This is a genomic window from Bulleidia sp. HCP3S3_C9 (genome assembly GCF_052064035.1).
Lineage (GTDB): Bacteria > Bacillota_I > Bacilli_A > Erysipelotrichales > Erysipelotrichaceae > Bulleidia.
This window is the reverse complement of record NZ_JBQHWJ010000033.1, coordinates 1-24,241: the sequence shown is the minus strand read 5'-3', so window position 1 is coordinate 24,241 and position 24,241 is coordinate 1. Positions and strand designations below refer to the sequence as shown.

At 36.9% G+C, this 24,241-nt stretch carries 18 protein-coding genes and 1 pseudogene; all 19 read right to left on the bottom strand.

Annotation, left to right across the window (positions count from 1 at the left end; translation table 11 throughout):
- Nucleotides 1-160: 160 nt before the first annotated feature.
- Entirely contained in the window at nt 161-1,513 is a 1,353-nt protein-coding gene (gene eno, locus ACTND6_RS06950; RefSeq protein WP_178177154.1) for a phosphopyruvate hydratase, read from the bottom strand.
- A 57-nt stretch (nt 1,514-1,570) separates the two neighbouring features.
- The gene (tpiA, locus tag ACTND6_RS06945) at nt 1,571-2,323 is read right to left on the bottom strand and encodes a triose-phosphate isomerase (RefSeq protein ID WP_178177153.1); all 753 of its coding nucleotides are present in this window, start codon (nt 2,321-2,323) and stop codon (nt 1,571-1,573) included.
- Nucleotides 2,324-2,330: 7 nt separating this feature from the next.
- Nucleotides 2,331-3,518: a phosphoglycerate kinase gene (locus ACTND6_RS06940; RefSeq protein WP_178177152.1), complete on the bottom strand. Its 1,188-nt coding sequence runs from the start codon at nt 3,516-3,518 to the stop codon at nt 2,331-2,333.
- A gap of 202 nt (nt 3,519-3,720) precedes the next feature.
- A complete protein-coding gene (glgA, locus tag ACTND6_RS06935; RefSeq protein ID WP_441023131.1) occupies nt 3,721-5,175 on the bottom strand; it encodes a glycogen synthase GlgA in 1,455 nt (484 codons plus the stop codon).
- A gap of 12 nt (nt 5,176-5,187) precedes the next feature.
- Nucleotides 5,188-6,300, bottom strand: coding sequence for a glucose-1-phosphate adenylyltransferase subunit GlgD (glgD, locus tag ACTND6_RS06930; protein ID WP_441023129.1), 1,113 nt, complete (start codon nt 6,298-6,300; stop codon nt 5,188-5,190).
- An 11-nt stretch (nt 6,301-6,311) separates the two neighbouring features.
- On the bottom strand, nt 6,312-7,445 hold the full coding sequence (locus ACTND6_RS06925) for a glucose-1-phosphate adenylyltransferase (RefSeq protein WP_441023127.1): 1,134 nt from the start codon (nt 7,443-7,445) through the stop codon (nt 6,312-6,314).
- Between the two features lie 72 nt (nt 7,446-7,517).
- The gene (locus tag ACTND6_RS06920; RefSeq protein WP_441023125.1) at nt 7,518-8,711 is read right to left on the bottom strand and encodes a bifunctional folylpolyglutamate synthase/dihydrofolate synthase; all 1,194 of its coding nucleotides are present in this window, start codon (nt 8,709-8,711) and stop codon (nt 7,518-7,520) included.
- Nucleotides 8,712-8,725: 14 nt separating this feature from the next.
- Nucleotides 8,726-9,394: a uracil-DNA glycosylase gene (gene ung / locus ACTND6_RS06915; RefSeq protein WP_178177147.1), complete on the bottom strand. Its 669-nt coding sequence runs from the start codon at nt 9,392-9,394 to the stop codon at nt 8,726-8,728.
- Nucleotides 9,391-11,265, bottom strand: a complete 1,875-nt coding sequence (locus ACTND6_RS06910; RefSeq protein ID WP_441023123.1) for a DUF885 domain-containing protein — start codon at nt 11,263-11,265, stop codon at nt 9,391-9,393. Before ACTND6_RS06910 ends, ung begins: the two co-directional genes overlap by 4 nt.
- 72 nt (nt 11,266-11,337) lie before the next feature.
- Entirely contained in the window at nt 11,338-11,655 is a 318-nt protein-coding gene (locus ACTND6_RS06905) for a nucleotide pyrophosphohydrolase (RefSeq protein ID WP_441023122.1), read from the bottom strand.
- 3 nt (nt 11,656-11,658) lie between these two features.
- Complete coding sequence (locus tag ACTND6_RS06900; protein WP_441023120.1) at nt 11,659-12,636, bottom strand: PfkB family carbohydrate kinase; 978 nt, start codon at nt 12,634-12,636, stop codon at nt 11,659-11,661.
- A gap of 79 nt (nt 12,637-12,715) precedes the next feature.
- Nucleotides 12,716-14,839 carry a type I pullulanase gene (pulA, locus tag ACTND6_RS06895; RefSeq protein WP_441023118.1) on the bottom strand — a complete coding sequence of 708 codons (2,124 nt, stop codon included), beginning with the start codon at nt 14,837-14,839 and terminating at the stop codon, nt 12,716-12,718.
- Between the two features lie 66 nt (nt 14,840-14,905).
- On the bottom strand, nt 14,906-17,305 hold the full coding sequence (locus ACTND6_RS06890) for a glycogen/starch/alpha-glucan phosphorylase (protein ID WP_441023116.1): 2,400 nt from the start codon (nt 17,303-17,305) through the stop codon (nt 14,906-14,908).
- Nucleotides 17,298-19,160: a 1,4-alpha-glucan branching protein GlgB gene (glgB, locus tag ACTND6_RS06885; RefSeq protein WP_441023114.1), complete on the bottom strand. Its 1,863-nt coding sequence runs from the start codon at nt 19,158-19,160 to the stop codon at nt 17,298-17,300. Before glgB ends, ACTND6_RS06890 begins: the two co-directional genes overlap by 8 nt.
- 60 nt (nt 19,161-19,220) lie before the next feature.
- Complete coding sequence (locus ACTND6_RS06880) at nt 19,221-19,790, bottom strand: rhomboid family intramembrane serine protease (RefSeq protein ID WP_441023112.1); 570 nt, start codon at nt 19,788-19,790, stop codon at nt 19,221-19,223.
- A gap of 307 nt (nt 19,791-20,097) precedes the next feature.
- Nucleotides 20,098-20,421: a hypothetical protein gene (locus tag ACTND6_RS06875; protein ID WP_178177038.1), complete on the bottom strand. Its 324-nt coding sequence runs from the start codon at nt 20,419-20,421 to the stop codon at nt 20,098-20,100.
- A 296-nt stretch (nt 20,422-20,717) separates the two neighbouring features.
- The gene (locus ACTND6_RS06870) at nt 20,718-22,403 is read right to left on the bottom strand and encodes a phospho-sugar mutase (protein ID WP_441023110.1); all 1,686 of its coding nucleotides are present in this window, start codon (nt 22,401-22,403) and stop codon (nt 20,718-20,720) included.
- 132 nt (nt 22,404-22,535) lie between these two features.
- Entirely contained in the window at nt 22,536-22,802 is a 267-nt protein-coding gene (locus tag ACTND6_RS06865) for an HPr family phosphocarrier protein (protein ID WP_178177036.1), read from the bottom strand.
- Between the two features lie 100 nt (nt 22,803-22,902).
- Nucleotides 22,903-23,790, bottom strand: a pseudogene (locus tag ACTND6_RS06860) (4-alpha-glucanotransferase); the annotation flags it as partial.
- Between the last annotated feature and the right edge of the window lie 451 nt (nt 23,791-24,241).

The following is a 24,241-nucleotide window of genomic DNA, read 5'->3' as shown; positions in this document are numbered from 1 at the left end:
TTCCTTCACTCATGGCATCACTGCCAACAGCTTGTGGTTTACTACACTTGGCGGTAAAGACCTGTGGTCAGTTTATCTCTGACTGAATTAGCGCCATGCCCGGCACACCCAAAAAAGATGCTTACCCAAAGGATAAGCATCTCATAGATCCGAAATAGAATTATTCAGCTGAAGAAAGAGCCTTAACGTTGTAGAAAGCTTTTCTTCCACGGAATTCAGCTACATCACCGAGTTCTTCTTCAATTCTCATTAACTGGTTGTACTTAGCAATACGATCTGTACGGCTCATAGAACCTGTCTTGATCTGTCCTGCATTGACACCAACTACGAGATCAGCGATTGTGCTGTCTTCAGATTCACCAGAACGGTGGGAAACAACAGCTGTATACTGAGCTTCCTTAGCCATTTCGATAGCATCGAGTGTTTCTGTTAATGTACCAATCTGGTTAACCTTGATCAATACAGAGTTAGCAACACCAAGTTCGATACCCTTCTTGATGAATGTTGTGTTTGTAACGAATAAGTCATCACCAACTAACTGAACCTTGTCACCAAGTCTTTCAGTTAACTTTTTCCATCCATCCCAGTCATTTTCAGCAAGACCATCTTCGATGGAGATTAATGGATACTTCTTTGTCCATTCTTCGATCATGTCGATCATTTCGTCAGAAGTCTTTTCACCCTGACCGGACTTAGAAAGTTCATACTTACCTGTTTCAGGATTGTAGAATTCACTAGAAGCAAGGTCCATAGCGAAGCAGATATCTTCACCAAGTTTGAAGCCAGCAGCTTCAACAGCTTCCTTCATGAGTTCTAGAGGTCCTTCATTCTTGAGTTCTTCAAGTGGTCCAGAACCATTAGCTAATGAAGAAGGAGCATATCCACCTTCATCACCTACACCTGTGTCATAACCATACTTCTTAAGAACCTTCTTAAGAGCGTGGAAAGTCTGAGCACCCATACGAACTGCTTCGTGAAGGGACTTAGCACCAACAGGCATTAACATATATTCCTGGCAGTCAACTGTACTATCAGCATGAGAACCACCATTTAATACGTTCATCATTGGAACTGGTAATACCTTACCGTTTGTACCACCGATGTACTTGTAAAGTGGAAGACCACAAGAATCAGCAGCAGCTCTAGCAGAAGCTAAGGATACAGCTAATGTAGCGTTAGCACCGAGGTTGCTCTTGAATTCTGTACCATCGAGATCGAGCATTGTCTTATCGATCAAAGCCTGATCAAATACGTTTAGTCCGAGAACAGCTGGAGCAATCTTTTCGTTAACGTTAGCTACAGCCTTTAATGTTCCCTTTCCATCAAATCTATCCTTGTCGCCATCACGAAGTTCGAGAGCTTCTCTTTCACCTGTGGAAGCGCCTGATGGAACGATTGCGCGTCCCCATGCACCGGATTCAGTTGTTACTTCACATTCTACTGTTGGGTTACCACGAGAGTCTAAAACTTCACGTGCGTGTACTTCAGCAATTGGATCTACAAAATTAGGCATCTTATAATTTCCTCCTATGATTACCTATATATTTCAAGAGATTTACTCTTTGAAATCTTACTTAGTTGCGTCAACTAATTCCTTGAATGAATCAACCTTCAAGGAAGCACCACCGATTAATGCACCATCGATGTCTTCACAAGCCATATATTCCTTAATGTTGTTTGGCTTTACAGAACCACCATACTGAATACGTACAGCTTCAGCTGTAGCTTCATCATAAAGGCTCTTAACTGTTTCTCTAACGAGCTTGCAGCACTTTTCAGCTGTTTCAACGTCAGCAGACTTACCAGTACCAATAGCCCAGATTGGTTCATAAGCGATAACAAGTCTAGAAACTTCATCACTTGTTAAACCTTCAAGAGATTCCTTGATTTCTGTGGATACTACTTCAGCTGTCTTGCCAGCATCATATTCAGCTTCAGTTTCACCTACACAAAGAATAGGTGTAATATCAGCAGCAAATAATCTCTTAGCCTTAGCTGCACAATGTGCAGAAGTTTCAGCATAGTATTCTCTTCTTTCAGAGTGACCAATGATGCAGTATGTAATACCAACTTCCTTAAGCATTGGTACAGAAACTTCACCAGTGTATGCACCTGAATCTAATTCATTGCAGTTTTCAGCAGCAACCTTGATTGCACCAGCATTTTCAACGGCAATTGCTAAATCAACATATGGAGCGCCGATTCCGTATTCAGCAGCTTCATCACCTGTTACATAACCCTTGATACCTTCGAAGAATTCTTTTGCTTCGCTAGGTGTCTTGTTCATTTTCCAGTTTCCGAAGATAATTGGTTTTCTTGTCATGTCTATATTACTTCTCCGGGATGATTGCTACACCCGGTAACTCCTTTCCTTCCATGAATTCTAGAGAAGCTCCACCACCTGTAGAGATGTGAGAGAACTTATCAGCAAATCCGAGGTTCTTAGCTGCACTTGCAGAGTCACCACCACCAATAATTGTAGTAGCACCTTCAAGAGAAGCGATTGCCTTACAAACTTCAATTGTACCGTTTGCATATTCAGGCTTTTCGAATACACCCATTGGTCCATTCCAGAATACAGTCTTAGCACCTTCTAATTCCTTAGTGAATAATGCAACTGTTTCTGCACCAATATCGAGACCCTGGTAGCCATCATCAACTGCACCAGACTTGACTGTCTTGATATCTGTAGCGTTGTCGAATGCATTAGCTTCAACTGTATCTACAGGAAGGAATAACTTTCCTGCACCCTTTTCCATGAATTCCTTAGCGAGGTCTTCCTTATCAGCTTCTAATAAAGAATCACCAATCTTGCCGCCAACAGCAGCAGAGAATGTATAAGACATACCGCCACCGATCAATACCTTATCAGCAATCTTTAACAGGTTTTCAATAACACCGATCTTATCAGAAACCTTAGCACCACCAAGAATAGCAACGAATGGTCTCTTAGGATCATTTAATGCACCACCTAGTACATTGAGTTCCTTTTCAACAAGGAAACCAACAGCAGCGCAGCCTTCTGGCAAGTTGCTTGGAATACCTACTGTAGAAGCATGAGCTCTATGAACAGAACCGAATGCATCTTCTACGAATAAGTCACCTAAAGATGCCCAATATTTACCTAATTCAGGATCATTCTTGGATTCACCCTTTTCATAACGAGTGTTCTGCATAAGAACGATAGAACCATCTTCCTGAGCCTTAACAGCAGCTTCAAGTTCTTCACCACGTGTTGCGTTAACAAACTTTACAGGAGCGCTCTGTAGTCCAGCTAAGCAATCAGCAACAATGCTCATATCATTCTTAGCCTTATCTTCTTCTGTCTTAATCTTTCCTAAGTGAGAAAGTAATAAAACCTTAGCTCCATTTTCTGTTAAATAGTTAATCGTTGGCAGTGCAGCTCTGACACGATTATCATCAGTAATCACACCATTTTTGTGTGGAACGTTGAAGTCTACACGAACAATAACGTGCTTACCTCTAACATCAAGATCTTTTACTGTAATCTTAGACATGTAAAAAAATTCCTCCTAATTTCTGCCATCATTATACCACCCACTAGTCTTGAAAAAAAACACAAAAAAACAAATTTTGTGTAATAATTCACGAATTTTTTTCATTCATATCACTTTTCATTCATGCCTCCTGTTTCTGAAAGCCTTTTCAAATTTAAAAGAGACTACAACCAATCGTCATAGTCTCTATTTTGCTTCAATTTTATTCGTCTGGCCAGTTGCAGATTTCATAGTACAACTGTTCATATACACCAGCAGACTGGTTCCAAGATACATCTGTTGTCATAGCACTCTTCACTAAGCCTTTCCATCCTGGCTTATTTGTATTGTACTGTTCAACAGCCCATCTGAGTGTGTAGATCATATCATCTGCGTTTGCAGCCCAGAATGAGAATCCATTTCCTTCACCAGTATATTGGTTAAATGGCTGTACAGTATCCTTCAAACCACCAGTTTCACGAACAACAGGTAATGCACCATAATGCATTGCAATAAGTTGTCCAATACCACATGGCTCATATAAAGAAGGCATCAGGAACAAGTCACTCGCAGCATAAATCAAATGTGCAAGATCTTCATTGTATCCACAATAGTAGACTGCCTGTCCCTTATATTCCTGTTCCATCCACTTGAATGCATTTTCAGCATTTGCTTCACCTGTTCCAAGAACAACAAACTGAACATCCATTCCCATGATTTCACGAATACGATCCGTAATCATGTAAACGCCCTTTTGATTTGTCAGTCTAGATACCAGACCAATCAATGGCTTCTTGTCTGTTTCTTCGAGTCCTAGCTTCTTCTGTAAAGCAAGCTTATTTGCTTTCTTGCCAGAAGCATAGCTCTTCACATCAAAGTTCTTGGCAAGCAGCTTATCTGTCTTTGGATTCCATAGATCTGTGTCAATACCATTTACAATACCCCACAAATCACCTCTACGATAACGCAGTACAGCATCCATTCTTTCACCATATGTCTCTGTCAAGATTTCATTGGAATATGTTGGGGAAACCGTAGTAATCTTATCAGCATATACGATACCTGCCTTCATAAATGAAATTCCAGTATCAAACTTGATAGATCCATCATCGAAGTAGCTGTAATCCAATCCAAGACATGTAGGAAGCATATCAACACCAAAGTTACCCTGGAATGCCATGTTATGAATCGTATATACATGTTTAATAGACTGATAACGATAATCATCTGCATAACATGCATGTGCCATCAATGGAATCATACCTGTCTGCCAGTCATTAGAATGAATGATGTTTGGCCACCAGTCGATGAAATAAATCATATCCAGAACTGCACGCTGGAAGAAGGCAAAACGTTCACCATCATCTACATAGCCATACAATCCTTCTCTTTCAAAATATCCCTGATGTTCTACAAAGTAGTAAATTACGCCATCTGCTTCTGCTTTGTAATATGTTGCTGGCTGGTCAATCCATCCAGAATGAATCTGAATTGTTCCAAGTCTTTCCAGCTTGTCATAATGCTTTTCAATAATCTTACTGTATAGAGGAAGGACAACTCTAGCATCGTGTCCTTTTTGTACAAGTGCCTTTGGTAAAGCACCAATGACATCTGCCAATCCTCCAGTTTTTACGAATGGCAGCCCTTCACCTGCCACGAAAAGAATTGATCTTCCCATAAACAATCTCCTTTAAATACGGTCTCTTCTCTTAACGTATACTGGTTCTTCTGCAGTACCCTTAAGTTCTTTTACATGGTGAATAATGGCATACTTATCAACGATCACATGATCCAGTTTAGCATTTTCACCAATATAAGCACCTGGAAGAATAATAGAATTCTTAATGATTGCCCCCTTGCGAATCGTTACATTACGAGAAACAACAGAATCTGCAACTGTTCCTTCAATCACACATCCATTCGCAATGACACTTCCACAGACATCAGATGTCTTTCCATAAATTGTTGGTGCAGAATCGTTTGTCTGTGTATAAATTGGCCATCCAGGCTTGAATAGTCCCTTCGCTGTTGCACGATCACTCAAAGCCATTGTAATACGGAAATATTCACTCAATGAGTTAATGCACCCAACAAATCCCTTGATGCCATATCCTGTAACTGTCAATTCTTCTAAAGAATCATTGAGAATATCTCTGAACCAGTACAACGAAGATGTTTCTGAAGCCTTCTTGACAAGATCGATAAATAACTTTTTGCTTAATACATATGCTTCTAATGAAATAGATGCATTTTTTCTCTTGCCACGATTGTGTCCAATTTCTGTGATTCTCTTATCCTTGTCCATTGTTAATGTATCACAGTCAAGGAAGTGCTCTTTTGCTTCACTTGTGTTTGTATAAAGAACTGTGATATCACTCTTGGATTCAATATGCTGCTGAAGAACATTAGTGAAATCCAAGCTATAAATAAAGTAACTTGGAGCAACAATCACATATGGATTGCTGTCTTCTTCAATGTACTGCATATTTAACATATAGTTTGCAATATCATTGTTATATACTTCTGCAGAGAATGATTTTTCACCATAGAGAATTCTTAATTGTCCACGCTTAGAGTTGATATTGTATTGCTGTCCAGCTCCAAGATGATCAAATAAGTTACGAGGTTTTTCCTTGCAATATACATGAACATTATCAATACCAGAGTTTGTCATGTTAGAAAGAATAAAGTCAATGATTCTATATCTTCCTAAAAATGAAATGGCAGGTACTGGTCTATAATCATCCAAACCACCTACGTTGGCTTGAGAATTTTCAAAACAAATAATTCCTAATGCTTTCATATCGATTCTCCTTACTCAGCGTACTTTTTAGCCACAAGATCAATGTGTTCTGATTTACTTGATCCAAGTACTGCACCTGGTGCAACTTCTACGTTATCAGCAACGATGCAACGTGTAACCTTTGCACCTTCACCAATCTTTGCACCTGGCTGAATAACAGAATCTACGACCTTGGCCCCCTTGCCAATTTCAGCGCCTGTACCAATAACAGAATTCTTAACTTCACCTAAAACAATAGAACCCTGTGTAATATACGCATTATTGATCTTTGCTTCATCACCAATATACGTTGGTAATGAGTTAATGTTTTCTGTATAGATCTTCCATCCTTGATCACCAAGATCTAACTGGTTATTGGATTCCAATAGATCCATGTTACTTTCCCATAGAGAATCAACTGTACCAACATCCTTCCAGTAACCCTTGAAACGATATGCTGCAAGTCTTCTATGATCATTCAAATATGTAGGGATGATATCTTTACCAAAGTCATGAGAAGAATCAGGATTCTTATCATCTTGCAATAAATACTTACGTAATGTCTTGTAGTTGAAAATATAGATACCCATAGATGCAAGGTTGCTCTTTGGATGTGCAGGTTTTTCTTCGAACTCTTCAATCATGTCATCCTTATCACAGTTCATGATACCGAAACGTGTAGCTTCTTCGAGTGTTACCTGTAATACCGCAATTGTTGCATCTGCCTGCTTTCTTTGATGATAAGCAAGCATCTTTTCATAGTTCATCTTGTAAATATGGTCACCTGAAAGAATTAAAACATATTCTGGATTAATACTATCTAAGAAGTCAATATTCTGAGTAATCGCATCAGCAGTTCCTCTAAATACATCTAGACCTTTATCGTCTGTTTCTCTTGGCGTTAATACATAGACACCACCATTGTTTGTGTCTATACCCCAGAACTGATCTTTCGCAACATATGCATTCAATAAAACAGATTCATACTGTGTTAATACACCTACTGTTGAAATCCCTGAATTTGCACAGTTACTAAGTGGAAAGTCGATAATACGATACTTGCCGCCAAAATGAACGGCTGGTTTCGCTACTTTTTTGGTCAGCTCATGCAAACGACTGCCTCTGCCGCCAGCAAGAATCATCGCTGCCATGTTATTTGCTCTCATTATGATTACCTCCTGATTTCTATCGTTTGTTAACGCTTACATTATAATACATTATCTAAATTAATTTAATGATTATTGTAAATTTTCATTAAAAGTTTCAGAATGAATCAACAAATTTCTTACAATGGATATGAAGTATAAACTGCCTGTAATTACAATTGATCCATTGCAATTTATTTGTTTTGCCTTTGAAATTGCCTTTTTGTAATCTTTTTCAATGATTGCATCTTTTACATATAAATCTTCTGCTGTATCTGCTCTTTCATTTTGAAACTCTGTAATGATCAATGTTTCGCAATTTCTTTTTAAAAGACCTGCCATTTCATGTACCTGCTTATCTTTCAAAGCAGAAAATACACAAGTTACAGGTGAAGGTAATTGTTTCATTGATTCACACAATGCTCTGATACCTTGTTCATTGTGTGCACCATCAATGATGATCAATGGATCTTTACTTATTGTTTCAAATCTGCCCCTCCATTGGCTATGCTCAACTGCTTCTTTTACATTTTTCTGTTGAATAGCAACGCCTAAAAGTTGAGCTGCCTTCAATGCCAGAGCTGCATTATGGAACTGATACAGTGCAATTGTAGATAATGAATATTCTGTATGATTATATTCTAATACACCATTGTTACGAATGCCATAGCTTTCTAATGAAATCACACGTGCATGTTTTCTATATGCATGATAAGAAATGACTTTTCTTGCTTTTTCACTTAAATGTCCAATCAAACATCGCGTATATGATTGAATGATTCCTGCTTTTTCATACGCAATCTGTTCAATTCTTGTACCAAGAAATGCCATATGATCAAAACCAATACTTGTAATAATACAAAGTTCAGGACGTGCAATGAGATTTGTACTATCTAATCTGCCTCCCAAACCTGTTTCTATGATTGCGTAATCTACCTTTTCATCAAAAAACCACTGGAATGCAATCAATGTATCAATCTCAAACATTCCTAACTGTTTTTCTACAATGACATCATAATATTTCATCAAATATGCATGAAATGCATCTTCTGAAATATAGGAATCATTGATGCGAATACGATCACGATGCGTCATTAAATGTGGAGAAGTAAACATACCCACTTTGTACCCTTGTGAAACAAGAATATCTTTCAGATAATTACATGTACTCCCTTTTCCATTTGTACCTGCAACATGAATACACCGATATGTATTCTGTGGATTTCCAATAGATTCCAAAGTAGATTGCAAAGGAGAAAGACCATGATTTAAATTTCTCCTGCTCATGACCCATTCTTCATTTATAGATTCTCGATTTGCCAATGGATTGGCTCCTTTCCATGCTGTACTAAAAATGCATTTGCCTGTGAAAAATGTCTGCATCCAAAGAAACCATGATACGCAGATAATGGCGATGGATGTGCACACTCTAGTACAAGATGTTTGTTACGATCAATCATACTTGCTTTATTTCTAGCATTTCTACCCCAAAGCATAAATACAACTGGATCTTCTTTTTCATTAATTTTCTGAATTGTATGATCAGTAAAGATTTCCCATCCTTTATTTGCATGAGAATTTGCTTTTCCTTCTTCAACACTCATAACCGTGTTCAAAAGGAATACACCTTGTTTTGCCCATGGCATTAAATATCCATTATTTGGAATATAACAGCCAAGATCATCATGCAGCTCTTTATAAATATTCACAAGAGAAGGAGGAATCTTCACACCAGGATTGACAGAAAAACACATTCCATGTGCCTGATTCACTTCGTGATAAGGATCCTGTCCCAGAATCACAACCTTCACATCAGGATAGTCACAAACTTCAAAAGCAGAAAATACTTTTGCTTTTGGAGGAAAAATCGTTTTTGTTGCGTACGCTTCATGAAGAAACGCACTTAACTGCTGGAAGTATGGCTGCTTCCATTCTTCTTGTAAAAAAGGCCACCATGTATTATGAATCATGATTGAAACGGATCATCCTTTCTAGATTTAACATATAGAATCACGCCCATTGCACCAATGACAATGATTCCACATCCACACGCACCATACAGCAGCCAGTTCACATCATCTTTCACTGGTGTCTCTTTGTTATTAGAACGATGAGAAATAATATTGTTTTCATCATTTTCATCAATACCACAATATGCATTCACATCCTCTTCAACAACTTCAAATGGGCGATTTCCATCATTCAACAAGACTTCATTGAATGCTTTTTGATCAAAATTATTTCCTAATGCATTCTTTGCTTTATTTTCCAGCAGTTCAAACATTGCAATACCAACACCATACGGCAAGATTGTTCCTGGCTGCAGCGTTGCAAAATCATAAAGATCTTTCGCAATACTGCCGTTCAAATCTAAACGATCCAGGTACTTAGATACATCTTTTGTTGACCAGCCTAAACCATTTACTCCCAGATCTACCGCCGCAGATAAAACATAATTCAATTCAATATTGATTTTCTGATATTCACTTGCGTATTCACTCAAGCCAGATACATGTAATGCCTGTCCTTCCGCAAACATACCCCAGCCTTCTTGATATCCCATCATTGTTAACTGCGTACGAAGCAATGATGGCTGCTGCTGGATATAGTAGTTTGTCTGATATAAGTGTCCTGGAAATCCTTCATGAGCAAGTGTTGTATATAAATCAATCACATCACTCACATTATTACCATTGATTTTGATGACATTATCTCTCATATCATCTACAGGAGGACTCAAATAGTAGGCAACGATACTGTCGTTGGCAACGCTAGGATCAAGATATTGTACGTTGTAATACACTTTATCCAATACAGGAAATGCATCTAAATGCCCTTCCAGATAAGAAAGCACATCTTCTGCACTATCAAAATCAAGCGTTTCTTCTGTAACTTCACTGTGATTCTGCATAATGTCATACAATTCATCTACACTTTTTTCAATGTATTGTGTACAGATATCCAGAATTGTTTCTACATCCGCATCTATACTTGTTTTATATCTCGCTAATGCAGCGTAGTATTCACTGCCGCCATCTAAAGAACTAACGTTATAGTCAGCCTTTCTTGAGCCTTTCAACTTCTGTAATTCTTCTGCGACTTTTTCATAAGAAGGAATATATGCATTCAAGACAATTTCTTGATTCTTCTTTTTATATGCTTCTTTTTCTTCTGCACTCATTCCATCAAATGCATCAATATTTTCATCAAAGATCTTGATCAATTCATTATCATCTTTTTTATCTACAAACTTTTCAATTGCATCTTCTGTCGCCTTTAACATTGCATCTGTTAAAAAATACCCTTTTGCAGCCTGTTTCTTTGTATTTTCTAAACATTGATCCAAATACGCAGGCACAGAAGCAAGTGTTGTAAGATAATCATCAATATCTTCTTTTTCATAAAAAACAAACTCAGTGAATGTCGTTAATAAATTATCAATTACACCTTCAGCACTATTAAATGCCCAGTCAAAATATGGGTAAGAATTTAATTCTTTATTTCTTTCAAGATAAAATGCAATCGTACGATAATCTTTCTGTTCTGTTTCAGATAAAGAATCATAGTCAAAAGATTGCAGCTTCTTCAAATATTCGTCACAATCTTCAACACTATCTTCATAATCATCCCAGGAAGCATCTCCGATATTTACATCAGGCTTTTCAATGCCATATTTTTGATAATCACGCAATGAAAAATGAAGTGTTGTGTAGTCTTCAGACATCATTTCTTGAAATAACTCATCTTCAAAATCTGAAAATGATTCTTCCGCATGAATTGGTGTCAATATACTAGAAATCATTAAAAATAATCCTAGAATTCCATTCACCAGTTTTTTCATTTTACTCTCCTAATAATCCAAAATGCTGAAATGCATTGTATAAACCATCTACATCTAAAAATAAATACATTCCTATAACTCCGTGTACTTCTTAGCATTTCCACATGCTTTTTCTACTGGATACTTCTTTTCATTCATATCCATTTTCATATTCACGATTTCATCAACATCTATATGCATACGATCCAATAGATCCTGACAATAAATAATGACATCAGCCAATTCTTCTTTGACATGTTGTTCATCATATTCACTGCTCCATTGAAAACATTCCAGTAATTCACTTGCTTCTATCGCAATCGATTTTGCCAGATTTTCTTCTGTATGAAATTGCGCCCAGTCTCTATCTTTAACAAATTTACGTATTCTATCAATTGTTTCCTGTTTCATAAATTATCTCTTGAAGTTTTCAATAAAAGTTTCCACTTCTTCTTTTGTTGGCATAACACGCAATGCACCCTTCTTTGTTGTGACGAGGGAAGCTGCTGCATTGGCAAACTTCAACATTTCTTTCAGCTTTTCTTCATCTAAATGATCAATACCATTTTCTAGCACTGTATGAATCATACATGCACAGAACGTATCCCCTGCACCTGTTGTTTCAATGGTTGCTTCCTGCAGAAAAGCAGGATATTCAACATGGATATCACGATATACAGCCTTAGAGCCATCTCCACCCATAGATAAGCAGATCAGTTTCAGATTTGGATACTCTTTCTGTAAGAATGCAATCCCTTCATCATAATTATCCATTCCTGTAAACCATGTAATTTCATTATCAGAAATCTTCACAACATCAGCCTGTTGTAAACCCCAGGCAACCTGTTCATGTGCTTCTTCTAGAGATCTCCATAATGGTTCTCTCAGGTTTGGGTCAAATGTAATTGTTAATCCATTTTCTTTTGCCACTTTAACTGCTTTCTGTGTTGCCTTTTTCACAGATTCATCTGTTAAAGACAATGTACCAAAGTGAAAAATAGAACTAGAAGCAATCAATGATTCATTGACTTCTTCTTCCTTTAGATTCATATCAGCACCTGGATTACGATAGAATGCAAAATCACGGTCACCATTCTCCTTCTTTAAAACAAGCGCCAATGTTGTATGCACATCATTGTCATACACAAGACCTGTTGTATCAATTCCTTGTTCCTGCACTGCTTTTGTTAATAAATGACCGAAGCCATCATTTCCAACTTTTCCAATAAAAGCTGTTTTATCTCCCAGTTTCTGAAGCATGCTTAAAACATTGCAAGGTGCTCCACCTGGATTTGCTTCTAAAAGAGGATTTCCTTGTTCACTGAGTCCATTTTCTGTAAAATCAATCAATAATTCCCCTAAAGCAACAACATCATATTTTTTATTTGTCATAATTGTTTTTCTCTCCTGAACCTTATTGATATCTTACTATCATACAAAGCAAATGAAAAGAACTCGTTTAGAGTTCTTTCTATGCAATTCTCGCAAATATACGAATGGATAATGCTGGAACTTCCACATGTGTTCCATGTTCTTCATGTGCCTGTCCATATTCATCAAAAATACATTTCCAGTCTGGTTCAAAATCATATTCTCTTCCATTGTAGGATGGATTAAAGATACAGCGAATAGCATCAATATGATGCTCTTCATCTTTCATAAAAATATCATAGAATACAATTCCACCTTCACTCACATTCACTTTGACATGTTCCATGATTTCTTCTGTTGTATGTAAGCGGAACTGTTTATATTCTTTTCTTAATGAAATACATTTTTTTGTATATTCAATAATATCAGAGTAGAACACCGCTCTTTCCCAATCCATCTGATTAATTTTATCAGGAGCATTATAAGAGTTAGAATCATCATTCTTTGTTCCACAGAATTCACATCCAGCATGCAGGAATGGAATTCCCTGAGAAATCAACGTCGTCAAGATCATCATTTTCTGACGTTCTTTACGCGTCTGACGATCTTCATTGTTACAACAGGCATGCATCTTATCCCAGCTTGTAGAATTATCATGTGTTTCGATATTATTGATTGTTTGATCTGGCTGTTCAAAGCGCTTAAACAAAGGATCACCCATCACATTTCCAGTAATTGCGGAAAGGAAAGAAAAAGCATGTTCTGTATCACCAGTAATATATCCTTTACTGTATTTCTGATCATCACTTGTTTTTCCCTTTACAACATCTCTGAAGTAATCATTAAAGTGTGCAATTTCAGGCATGACATTCTGATTCATGATACTTGCCTTCTTCTTGTAATCAAGCATTGTTGGAAGGTCCCACCCTTCACCATATACCATGAAATCAGCTTTCTTCTTTTTGCCTTTTTCCTTGATTGCATTCATTGTTTCCACATCTAAAATACCCATCAAGTCAAATCGAAAGCCATCTACATCATATAGATCCATCATCTTCGAAATTACATATAACAGATATTTTCTTGCCATTGGTTTATCAGAAGCAAAATCATTTCCACAGAAAGATCCATTGGATAAGAAACCACCTTCATTATAACGATAATAGTAATATGGCATGACACAGTTAAAGCAGCAACTATCGACATCATATGTATGATTAAATACAACATCCAAGTTCACACGCATTCCTTTTTTATGAAATGTAGAAACAAGTTCTCTCATTTCTTTCATACGAGAATATGGATCATCTGGATTTAAAGAATAGCTGCCTTCCAATGATAAGTACTGCATTGGATCATATCCCCAGTTGTAATTCTTTTCTGGGTGAAATTCATCCACCGTACAATAATCATGTACAGGCATCAATTGAATATGCGTTACGCCTAAACCAGCCAGATAATTCAAGCCTGTAGGAAAGCAATCATATTGTGTATGGTCTTCACATAAAGAAACATACTTTCCATTTGTTTTTGTTCCTGTAAGACAAGAACTTGTCATGTCTCTAACATTTGCTTCATACAAAATTGCATCTGTACCGCAAACTTTTCCCTCAGGTTTCACAAAAGGAACTTTTTTCAATAATTCTTCATTAATAACAGCACTATACTGCCCATTTCCATTACTGCTCAATGCATATGGATCTAAAGATCTAACAACGCATCCATTTCTTTCAACAAAGTAACAATACAAAGCATGTGAAAGATCCCCTTCCACGCGCATCCTCCATACACCGTGGTCACTTCTTTTCATTGGATAAGAATCAACTTTCTTATTCCTATGAATATGTAAAGTAACAGATACTGCCGTCGGAGCCCACAAAGCAAAATCAGTATGTGTTGGATGGTAAATAGATCCTAGATCATCTCCACCATAATAGAACATACGGTTGAATTCATCTGTTGATACAATATTTCTAATTTGCAAAGGAACCATCAATCCATGAGATTCACGTATTTTATAGTCTTTTCCAAATGTTCCATCTGCAGGACATGTTAGAACATATTTCATTTTTGTATCATGTTCTTCCGCATTGACCACAACTAGATCCTGTGAAGAACTACCTTCAACTAGACTAAAATAATCGCTTCTTCCACCATAAAAATTTTTATTCATCCAGATTGTGATTTTCCCAAAATCATCCAGATAAGCATGCATTGCTGGCATAGATCCCTCCACTATTTTTATTGATTTTCCAAAATAAAAGGCACCATTAATGGTGCCATATTTTTTTTAAAATTTCAATGGTTCAGCGTTCCAGATATCTTCTGCGTATTCTCCAATTGTTCTATCACTTGAGAAATATCCGCTCTTCGCAATATTGACTAAGCACATTTTAGCCCATTGATGTTTATCCTGATATAATTCTTCAATTTTTTCCTGTGCTTTTACATAAGCATCAAAGTCTGCCAATACAAAGAATTCATCATTCTTATTCTTGATTTCATTCAAGATCAATGTGAAGTCATCTGGATCAGAACTCCAAGTGCAGTCAACAAGAGATCTCAATACATTTGCGATTCTTTCATCACCGTCAATGTATGACTGTGCACGATAGCTGTACTTCATATCACTAAGTTCTTCTACTGTATGACCAAAAATGACATCGTTATCTCTACCAACAAGTGCATCAATTTCCACATTGGCACCATCTAATGTTCCAAGTGTAATTGCACCATTCATCATGAACTTCATGTTACCAGTACCACTTGCTTCTTTACCTGCAGTAGAAATCTGCTCAGATACATCTGTACCAGGAACTAGAATTTCACTCATCGTAACGCAATAGTTAGGCAAGAATACAACCTTGATCATGCCATTTACATCAGGATCATTATTCACAACCTTTGCAACACAGTTAATCAGTTTGATAACTTTCTTAGCAAATGTATATGCACCTGCTGCCTTAGCCGCAAATAAATATGTATGTGGCTGCATACGGTAATTTGGATCAGACTTGATTCTCTGATAGCGGTAAATGATATTCATGACATTCAGAAGCTGTCTCTTGTATGCATGTAAACGTTTTGCCTGGGAATCAAAGATAGAAGCTGGATCAACAACAATACCTGTCTTTTCTTCAATATACTTCGCAAGAATTTCTTTTCTTTCCTGCTTGACTTTCAAGAATGCATCCTGTGTTGCTGGATCATCTACATACTTCATTAAATCTTCAAACTTTTTGAAGTCAACTTCATATTTCTTGCCAATCAATTCATCTAAGAACTTCTTTTCCTGTGGATTGTTATACAGCATCCATCTTCTTGGCGTAATACCATTTGTCTTATTAGAGAAACGTTCTGGGAATAACTGATAGAAGTCTCTGAATAAATCATCTTTCAGGATTTCGGAATGGATCTTGGCAACACCATTGATAGAATGAGAGCCAACAATAGCAAGATTTGCCATATGTACTGTGTTATTCTGGATCACACGTACTCTTTCAACCATTCCCTGATCACCATTGCAATGTTCCCAGACATACTGTGTGAAACGGCGATCAATTTCTTCAATGATCATGGCAATACGTGGAAGCAGGTTACGAATATAATCCATCGGCCATTTTTCCAATGCTTCAGACATAACTGTATGGTTTGTATATGCACAGGTTTCCTTTACAATTGCACTTGCTTCATCCCATGAGAAATGATATTCATCCATCAATACTCTCATTAATTCAGGAATCACTAATACAGGATGTGTATCATTCATCTGAATTGCAATCTTTTCACCTAAATTTTTCAATGAAGGATACTGTTTCAAATGAGATTCCACAACAGAATGAATACCTGCACATACAAAGAAGTATTCCTGCATCAATCTAAGATACTTGCCTTCTTCAGTAGAATCATCAGGATATAGTTTTAAACAAATATCATCAACAAGAGACAGATAATCTCTTTCAGACATATACATAGGTTTGCTTGCTGGTTCAGCAGACCAAAGTCTTAATGTATTTGTAAAAATTGTATTTGCTCCAATGAGTGCCATATCATATGGAACTGCCATGACCTTTGTAGAATCACGGTGCTCAAAATGCATTGTTCCATCTTCATCATACCAGGAATCAATATGACCATAGAATTCGACTTCTACCGCATGCTTAGGTTTACGGATTTCCCATGGATTTCCATAACGCATCCAGTAGTCAGGCAATTCCACCTGTTCACCAGCTTCATTGATCTGCTGTTCAAACAAACCAGAACGATAACGAATACAGTTACCATTCAATGGAAGGTTTAAAGATGCACCTGAATCCATGAAACATGCAGCAAGTCTGCCTAAACCACCATTTCCAAGACCTGGATCCAATTCCAATGATGCAAGTTCATTATAATCAATACCTAATTCTTTGAGTCCATCTACGACCATGTCATAGATACCAAGATTCTTCAGGTTATTTGTCAGCATCTTGCCTAACAGAAATTCAATAGAAAAATAATATATCTGCTTTGCCTGTGTATGCTTGATTGCAGATTTTGTATCTTTCCAGTTAACATTTGCATAGTCTCTAACCATCTTGCCTAAGACCATGTATTTTTCTGTTGGATGTGTATCCTCTACGGCACATCCAAAGCTTTCAACAAGGCGTCTTATGTACTGCTCTTTGAATTCTTCTTTACTTTTAAACATGTTTTTTCTTATCTCCCTTTTTGTCACATACAAAATAAATTGTAGCCCACGGTGCTAATTGTATCGTAATATGCGAAGAAAATACACCCTGTTTTCCATCAGCTATGGAATGCAGAGGTTTTTTATTACACATATTACAGCCCCCATACAACGCATCTTCTGTATTTAAAATTTCTTTATATACGCCATTTTGTGGTACTTTAACATCGTATTGCGGATACGATTCTGGCTTGCAGTTCATTACACAGACAATATATTGCGAATCATCTTCACGTACAAATGTAAATACAGACTGCTTCGCATTATCTGCATTGATCCACTGAAAACCTTTTCCACATGTATAGTCATATTGATACAATGCTGGATATTTCAAATAAATATGATTCAGATCTGAAAAGAATTTTGCAAACGCTCTATGTTTTGGATACTCCAGCAAGAACCAGTCAATTTCTTTCTTTTCATCAAATTCTCTAAACGAAGCAATTTCATTTCCAATAAAATTCAATTTCTTGCCAGGATGTGCATACATATATGCATACAGATTTCTTGCCTGAGAAAACTTTGTTTCATAATCTCCCCACATACGATCAATGATTGTTTTTTTGCCATGTACATTTTCATCATGAGAGAATGGAAGAATAAATTTCTCAGAGTAAAAATAATGCATAGAAAACGTCAACAGATGGTGATCATATACACGATACAAAGGATCTGTAGAATAATATTTTAATGTATCATTCATCCATCCAAGATCCCATTTATAGTCAAATCCTAAACCTCCATCTAATGTTGATGCTGTGACTTTCGCAAAATCCGAACTATCTTCCGCAATGAGCATCACACCAGGATATTCACGGTTCAAGTAGTAATTCATTCTTTTTACAAAATCAACACTACCTTGATTCACACCACGATTACTATTTCCGCCCCAGTAAATCAGATTGCTCACCGCATCCACGCGAATTCCATCAATATGATATACATCACACCAGAAACATGCAGAACTCATCAAAAAAGAACGTACCTCTTCATTCCAGAGATTAAAATTCATTGTTCCCCATTGAGATTCTCTATTTTCAGCATCAGCATATTCATACAATGGCTCACCATCAAATGCAATCAATCCAAATGCATCTTTGACAAAATGCACAGGAACCATATCAATAATTAAGCCAATTCCTTCTCTATGACAAGCATTCACAAAAGAAGCAAACTCTGTTGGATTCCCATACCGACTCGTCAAAGAATAGTATCCACTTGCCTGATATCCCCATGATCCATCAAATGGATATTCACACAAAGGCATCATTTCAATATGTGTAAATCCCTTTTCTTTGACATAAGGAATCAATTCCTTTTCTAAATCTAGATATGTATATGGATATTCGCCATGTTTTTTCCATCCTCCAGCATATACTTCATAAATATTGACTGGCTGATTAAAACTTTTGTTTCTAGACTGCATCCATTTTTCATCAGTCCACTGGATGTCATTGAAGTCATAAATCTTTGATGCATTATTTGGTCTTGTTTCTGAATAGAATGCATATGGATCCGCTTTATACAGGATATCTCCTTTTCCTGTTTCAATTTTATATTTGTAACAATCCCATTCAAAAACATGATTGATAAAAACACTCCAGATTCCAAATGCATCTGTTCTTTGCATTTCTACTGGATGTTCATCCCATTCTGTAAAATTACCGATAACATATACTCTTCTTGCATGTGGCGCATATACCGTAAAGCGAACCCCGGATTGATTATTTTCTTTTCCAATGTGCGCGCCAAACAATCGATATGCTTCAATACAATGACCTTCATGGAAGGTTTCAATGATCTTATTCTTATTCATGATACCCCTTTCACAAGTATTCATATTTTATCATGTTTGCAAGATTGACTAAAGGTCATTTTAAAATTTCTTACGATTTAATGTATAACCAACAACTGCACCAACAATTCCACCAACAATGTGTGCCATATTAGAAATATTATCATTCACCGCAAAAGCCTCATACACCTGTTCTCCAACAAAGAAAAACATGATCAATATAAATGTTAAAGGTATCTCTCCCTGCTTAAATTCTGTAAAAGAAGAAAGCACAATAAACGCAAATACAACTCCACTTGCACCACAAAGAGCAATATCCCAGAAGAATACATAGTTAATCAGTCCTGTTGCCAAGGCAGTTATGCCAATGACTTCTAACAATGTTTTTGAACCATACTTTTCTTCCAGCATTGGCCCCAGCAATAATAAGTACGAGGCATTGCCAATAAAATGTTCCCATCCTTCATGTCCTAATACATGTGTAAAAAATCTGACATATGTCATGAAATTACCCAATGAAGAATGATATGTCATGAAAAACACTTCTGTGATCTTTCCACTAGATAAAACACCGAAAAGCGTTGTGAAAAAACAAAGCAGCACAAATCCCAATGTCACTGGTGCATTGAATGTAATTCTTGTCTTTTTCATAAAATCAGTCTCTCATTTCTAACAACATTCTATTACATTCAAGGCAACAAAAAAACCTGGCAAAATACCAGGTTTGTATATTAAGCAAGAATAGGCTTGATTGCTTTGTGTAGAGATTTAACTGATTGTCTATGCATCATCCACCATACATGCATATTCTAAAAAACGAAATGTTATAAATTGAATGTAATTAAAGATTGAGATTTCTAGAGAACTATCATGGACCTATAGTTAACCTTATCGAAGTACAATCGATGTTTATGTAAATCTTCTGTGAAATTTCTAATTGCCATAACAATTATTAAACCTAGTCAGTTGAATTTGCACATTCATACCTAATCCATAAACCTTCAATCCTCACAAGAACATTTTCTGCATCGACAATATGATATTCATAACCAACACCAAAATTAGATTGATTATTTTCGCGAGGTAATTCGTATCCTTCTACACTAGAAGTAATGGTACCATTTACTTCAAATTGCAGATTATAATCTTCTTCCTTAGCTTCAATATAAAATCGACCATCATATAATTCACCAGTAGAGTGATACAAATGATCATTTACCATTATGTTTGGAGCAACAGAGTTTTCTTCAATGATTTCAGCTTCACTTGTATTATTACTCATATTGCAACCTGAAATAAGTAAAGCACAAAGTATCAAAAACAGCTTTTTCATAATGATTACCTGATGTTATAAAAATTGTGACATTTTCCTCAGCAAAATTTTCGACTTCACTATTTGTTGATGTGTATGCAAATAAGGAACTATCATAAATTATCTTTCCTTAATTTTAGAATACAGTGATTTATCACTAAGAAACAGACTTTATTTTCAAATATATAATTGTTAAGATAAAAAAATTCGGATGAAAACTACTGAAGAAATTCCAAAAAAACCTGGCAAAATACCAGGTTTGTATATTAAGCAAGAATAGGCTTGATTGCTTCTGTTAAAGCATCTTTCTTTGCCTGTGCTTCTTCTAAAGTTGCACCGCTTGTTGTGAAATATGTCTTGATCTTTGGTTCTGTTCCACTTGGGCGAACAATCAATACAGATCCATCTTCCAAGTCATATCTCAATACGTTAGATTTAGGTAAACCAGTAGAAGCAGTATCAAGATAGTCAGTCACCTTTGTAACTTTCTTTCCAGCAAATTCACCAGGAACATTTTCTCTTAATCCCTTCATGATTCCAGCCATCTTATCCATTCCAGATAAGCCTGGGAATTCATATGCATCTACAAGATTCAGGTAGCGACCATACTGTGCATAGATTTCTTCCAGTCTCTGCTTGATGGAAGAACCAATACTTCTATAGTATGCTGCCATTTCACAAATCAGCATGGAACCAATGATAGCATCTTTGTCTCTAACATATGGTCCAGCTAAATACCCATAAGATTCTTCAAATCCAAAGATGAAACGATCCACTTCACCAGCTTCTTCAAGCTTAGCAATCTGATCACCAATCCACTTAAATCCAGTTAATGTATGTCTTAATTCAACACCATAATGTTCAGCAACTTTTTCTGCAAGAGGTGTAGAAACAATAGATTCAACAGCGACAGCATTTTCTGGCATAGTTCCCTTTTCAATTCTACCCGCACAGATATAGTCAAGTAATAGAACACCCATTTCATTACCAGAAACAAGTTCATAGCTTCCATCTGGACACTTCATCGCAATACCAACACGGTCAGCATCCGGGTCAGTTGCAAGCATAAGATCTGCACCAACTTTCTTCGCAAGTTCTACGCCCTTTTCCATTGCCGCATAGATTTCAGGGTTTGGATAAGAACATGTTGTGAAGTAGCCATTTGGATATTCCTGTTCAGGAACAATTGTAATATCTGTAATTCCTATATCTTTTAATACATGTGTTACTGGAACTAGACCAGTACCATTCAATGGAGAATATACGAGTTTTAGTCCAGCACTCTTGCAAAGACCTGGACGTACTTGTCTTGCTTCAATCGCTTCATATAAACCATTCTTGCAATCTTCACCAACAAACTTGATCAGATCCTTTTCAACACCTTCACTGAATGGCATATACTTTGCACCAGTCAATACATCTGTCTTCTGAATAGAATCATATACAACCGCAACAGCATCATCTGTCATCTGACATCCATCTGGTCCATACGCCTTATATCCATTATATTTTGCCGGATTATGAGAAGCAGTTACCATGATACCTGCATTACACTTGTAATATCTTGTAGCGAAAGATAGTGCAGGAACTGGCATTAATTCATCATAGATACGAACATTGATACCATTCGCTGCAAGTACCCCAGCAGCTTCACGCGCAAAATTCCAGCCCTTTAATCTTGAATCATAAGAAATAGCTACGGTTTGTGTTCCACCTTGTGTCTTCACCCACTCAGCAACACCTTGTGTTGCCTGTCTAACGACCCAGATATTCATACGGTTTGTACCAGCACCTAATGTACCTCTTAAACCAGCAGTACCAAATTGTAAGCTCACTGCGAATCTTTCTTTGATTGCATCATCATCACAGGCAATTGCGTCTAGTTCTGTGTTTAAGTCAATGTCTAAAAGATCAGTTTCTTTCCATCTTTTATATTCATCTAAATATGTCATTTATTTCCACCTTTCTGTAAGCGTTTTCTACAATTATAAAAATAATATCAGCTTTTTATAATGGAGCTGCAACCATGCAGTTGTGAAAAAAGGGAGCAGCCAAGACGCTACTCCCTTTTCATACTTAACTAATTAAGCAATTACCTTTTGAGCACGAAGTACATCTTCGATTGTCTTGACAGCTACGTCTTCGTCTTCACCTTCACAAGAAACTGTAATTTCTGACTGTGTAGGGATACCTAATGACATAACGCCCATGATGGACTTCATATTTACTGTACGGCCCTTATAAGCAACCTTAACTTCACACTTGAACTTGCTAGCTGCATTAACTGCTACTGTAGCTGGACGAGCATGTAATCCAACAGGGTCAATCACTGTAACTGAAATCTGTTTCATTCAAAATTCCTCCTGATTCATTTACTAGGTTTATTTTAATACAACAATTTCTCACTTACAAGCGTTTACAGGTTAACTTTCACAATATTCAATAATTATTTCATTGAGATACATTCCAATTGTTTCTAGCATACACAAGCATCATCTGCTTGATTTTCTTTGCTAAAGCACGATTGTAGCTGCCTTTTTCGCATCGATAGCACCATGCTTCCTGGTATTTTACAGGATCATTCATACGTGTATCACTGCCCAGCAGATCCTGCATCTGCACGATTGCAATGTCACTTCTAGAACTATACAGACAGCGAAGCATTGCATCCTGTAATCCAGCCTTATCGCATCCAAGATACGCACATGCACGTTTCACACGCTCACTTTGATTCTTGTCCTTGATCCACTGTTTCAATGTTTCATTATCATGTGTTCCAATGTAGACAACACTGTTTTTTTCATGCTGGAAAGGCATATACAAAGAATATGTATCGTTTGGATCAAATGCATATTCCAGAATACGCATGCCAGGATATCCACTGTCTTTAATCATTTGTTTAAATTCATCAGAAAGATAGCCAAGATCCTCAACAATCATTTCGACATCTTTCACTTCTTCTTCAAGATAGTGGAATGGTTTCAAGCCCGGTCCCTCACACCAATGACCATCTTTTGCTTCACCATCAATTTCTATTGCGTAGTAAGATAAATACCCCTGAAAATGATCAATTCGCAAAACATCACACCACTGTAATGCATGTTTTGCACGTTTGATCCACCATTGATACTGCTCCTGCTCCATTCTATTCCAGTCAAATAACGGATTCCCCCACTTCTGCCCATTTGGATTAGCTCCATCTACTGGCATACCACTGACATATTGAATTGTATGGGTTGCTTCATCCAACAAAAACTGTTCACTCGATACCCATACATCACTAGAATCACTCGCAATATAAAATGGAAGATCTCCAATGATTTTGATGCCATTTTCATTTGCATTTTTTCTATTATGAAATCAGGAAGAAACTAGTCCTGATCGAATAACCAAATATACAGGTATATGATGAATAGGTCAGGAGTACTAGTGATTCCTGGCCTTTCTTGTGTAGGCATACATGAGATTGGTCTGGGTAAAGTGAGGACGTAAGCCTTTTTAGACAGAAGTAATTCTAGTCAGTCAAAAAAAACGTTCCGCTTCCCTCTTGTTTCAGAAGACTGATTAATCAAAAAGAGAACATCAATGATCCGCTTAGATGATTCCGTATGTAACACAGAAAAATAGTCGAAACAAGGTATGGGATTGCTTACCACAGATATTATGCAAGAACAGGAGGTTCCATAATGCAAGGACCAGTCATTACCGTGGATGTTTCAAAAGGCAGCTGTCACTATCAGCCATATGTCAGTAACGGGCATCCTATGAGAAAGCCTAAAGTATTACATGA

Bases quoted from the DNA above. Each gene is read 5' to 3' on its own strand.
- ACTND6_RS06875 (WP_178177038.1), bottom strand. From the start codon at position 20,421: ATGAGTAATAATACAAGTGAAGCTGAAATCATTGAAGAAAACTCTGTT.
- ACTND6_RS06890 (WP_441023116.1), bottom strand. From the start codon at position 17,305: ATGTTTAAAAGTAAAGAAGAATTCAAAGAGCAGTACATAAGACGCCTT.
- ACTND6_RS06925 (WP_441023127.1), bottom strand. From the start codon at position 7,445: ATGAGAGCAAATAACATGGCAGCGATGATTCTTGCTGGCGGCAGAGGC.
- ACTND6_RS06900 (WP_441023120.1), bottom strand. From the start codon at position 12,636: ATGACAAATAAAAAATATGATGTTGTTGCTTTAGGGGAATTATTGATT.
- ACTND6_RS06910 (WP_441023123.1), bottom strand. From the start codon at position 11,265: ATGAAAAAACTGGTGAATGGAATTCTAGGATTATTTTTAATGATTTCT.
- tpiA (WP_178177153.1), bottom strand. From the start codon at position 2,323: ATGACAAGAAAACCAATTATCTTCGGAAACTGGAAAATGAACAAGACA.
- pulA (WP_441023118.1), bottom strand. From the start codon at position 14,839: ATGCCAGCAATGCATGCTTATCTGGATGATTTTGGGAAAATCACAATC.
- ung (WP_178177147.1), bottom strand. From the start codon at position 9,394: ATGATTCATAATACATGGTGGCCTTTTTTACAAGAAGAATGGAAGCAG.
- glgA (WP_441023131.1), bottom strand. From the start codon at position 5,175: ATGGGAAGATCAATTCTTTTCGTGGCAGGTGAAGGGCTGCCATTCGTA.
- ACTND6_RS06920 (WP_441023125.1), bottom strand. From the start codon at position 8,711: ATGAGCAGGAGAAATTTAAATCATGGTCTTTCTCCTTTGCAATCTACT.
- ACTND6_RS06880 (WP_441023112.1), bottom strand. From the start codon at position 19,790: ATGAAAAAGACAAGAATTACATTCAATGCACCAGTGACATTGGGATTT.
- ACTND6_RS06905 (WP_441023122.1), bottom strand. From the start codon at position 11,655: ATGAAACAGGAAACAATTGATAGAATACGTAAATTTGTTAAAGATAGA.
- glgD (WP_441023129.1), bottom strand. From the start codon at position 6,300: ATGAAAGCATTAGGAATTATTTGTTTTGAAAATTCTCAAGCCAACGTA.
- glgB (WP_441023114.1), bottom strand. From the start codon at position 19,160: ATGAATAAGAATAAGATCATTGAAACCTTCCATGAAGGTCATTGTATT.
- ACTND6_RS06870 (WP_441023110.1), bottom strand. From the start codon at position 22,403: ATGACATATTTAGATGAATATAAAAGATGGAAAGAAACTGATCTTTTA.
- ACTND6_RS06865 (WP_178177036.1), bottom strand. From the start codon at position 22,802: ATGAAACAGATTTCAGTTACAGTGATTGACCCTGTTGGATTACATGCT.
- eno (WP_178177154.1), bottom strand. From the start codon at position 1,513: ATGCCTAATTTTGTAGATCCAATTGCTGAAGTACACGCACGTGAAGTT.
- ACTND6_RS06940 (WP_178177152.1), bottom strand. From the start codon at position 3,518: ATGTCTAAGATTACAGTAAAAGATCTTGATGTTAGAGGTAAGCACGTT.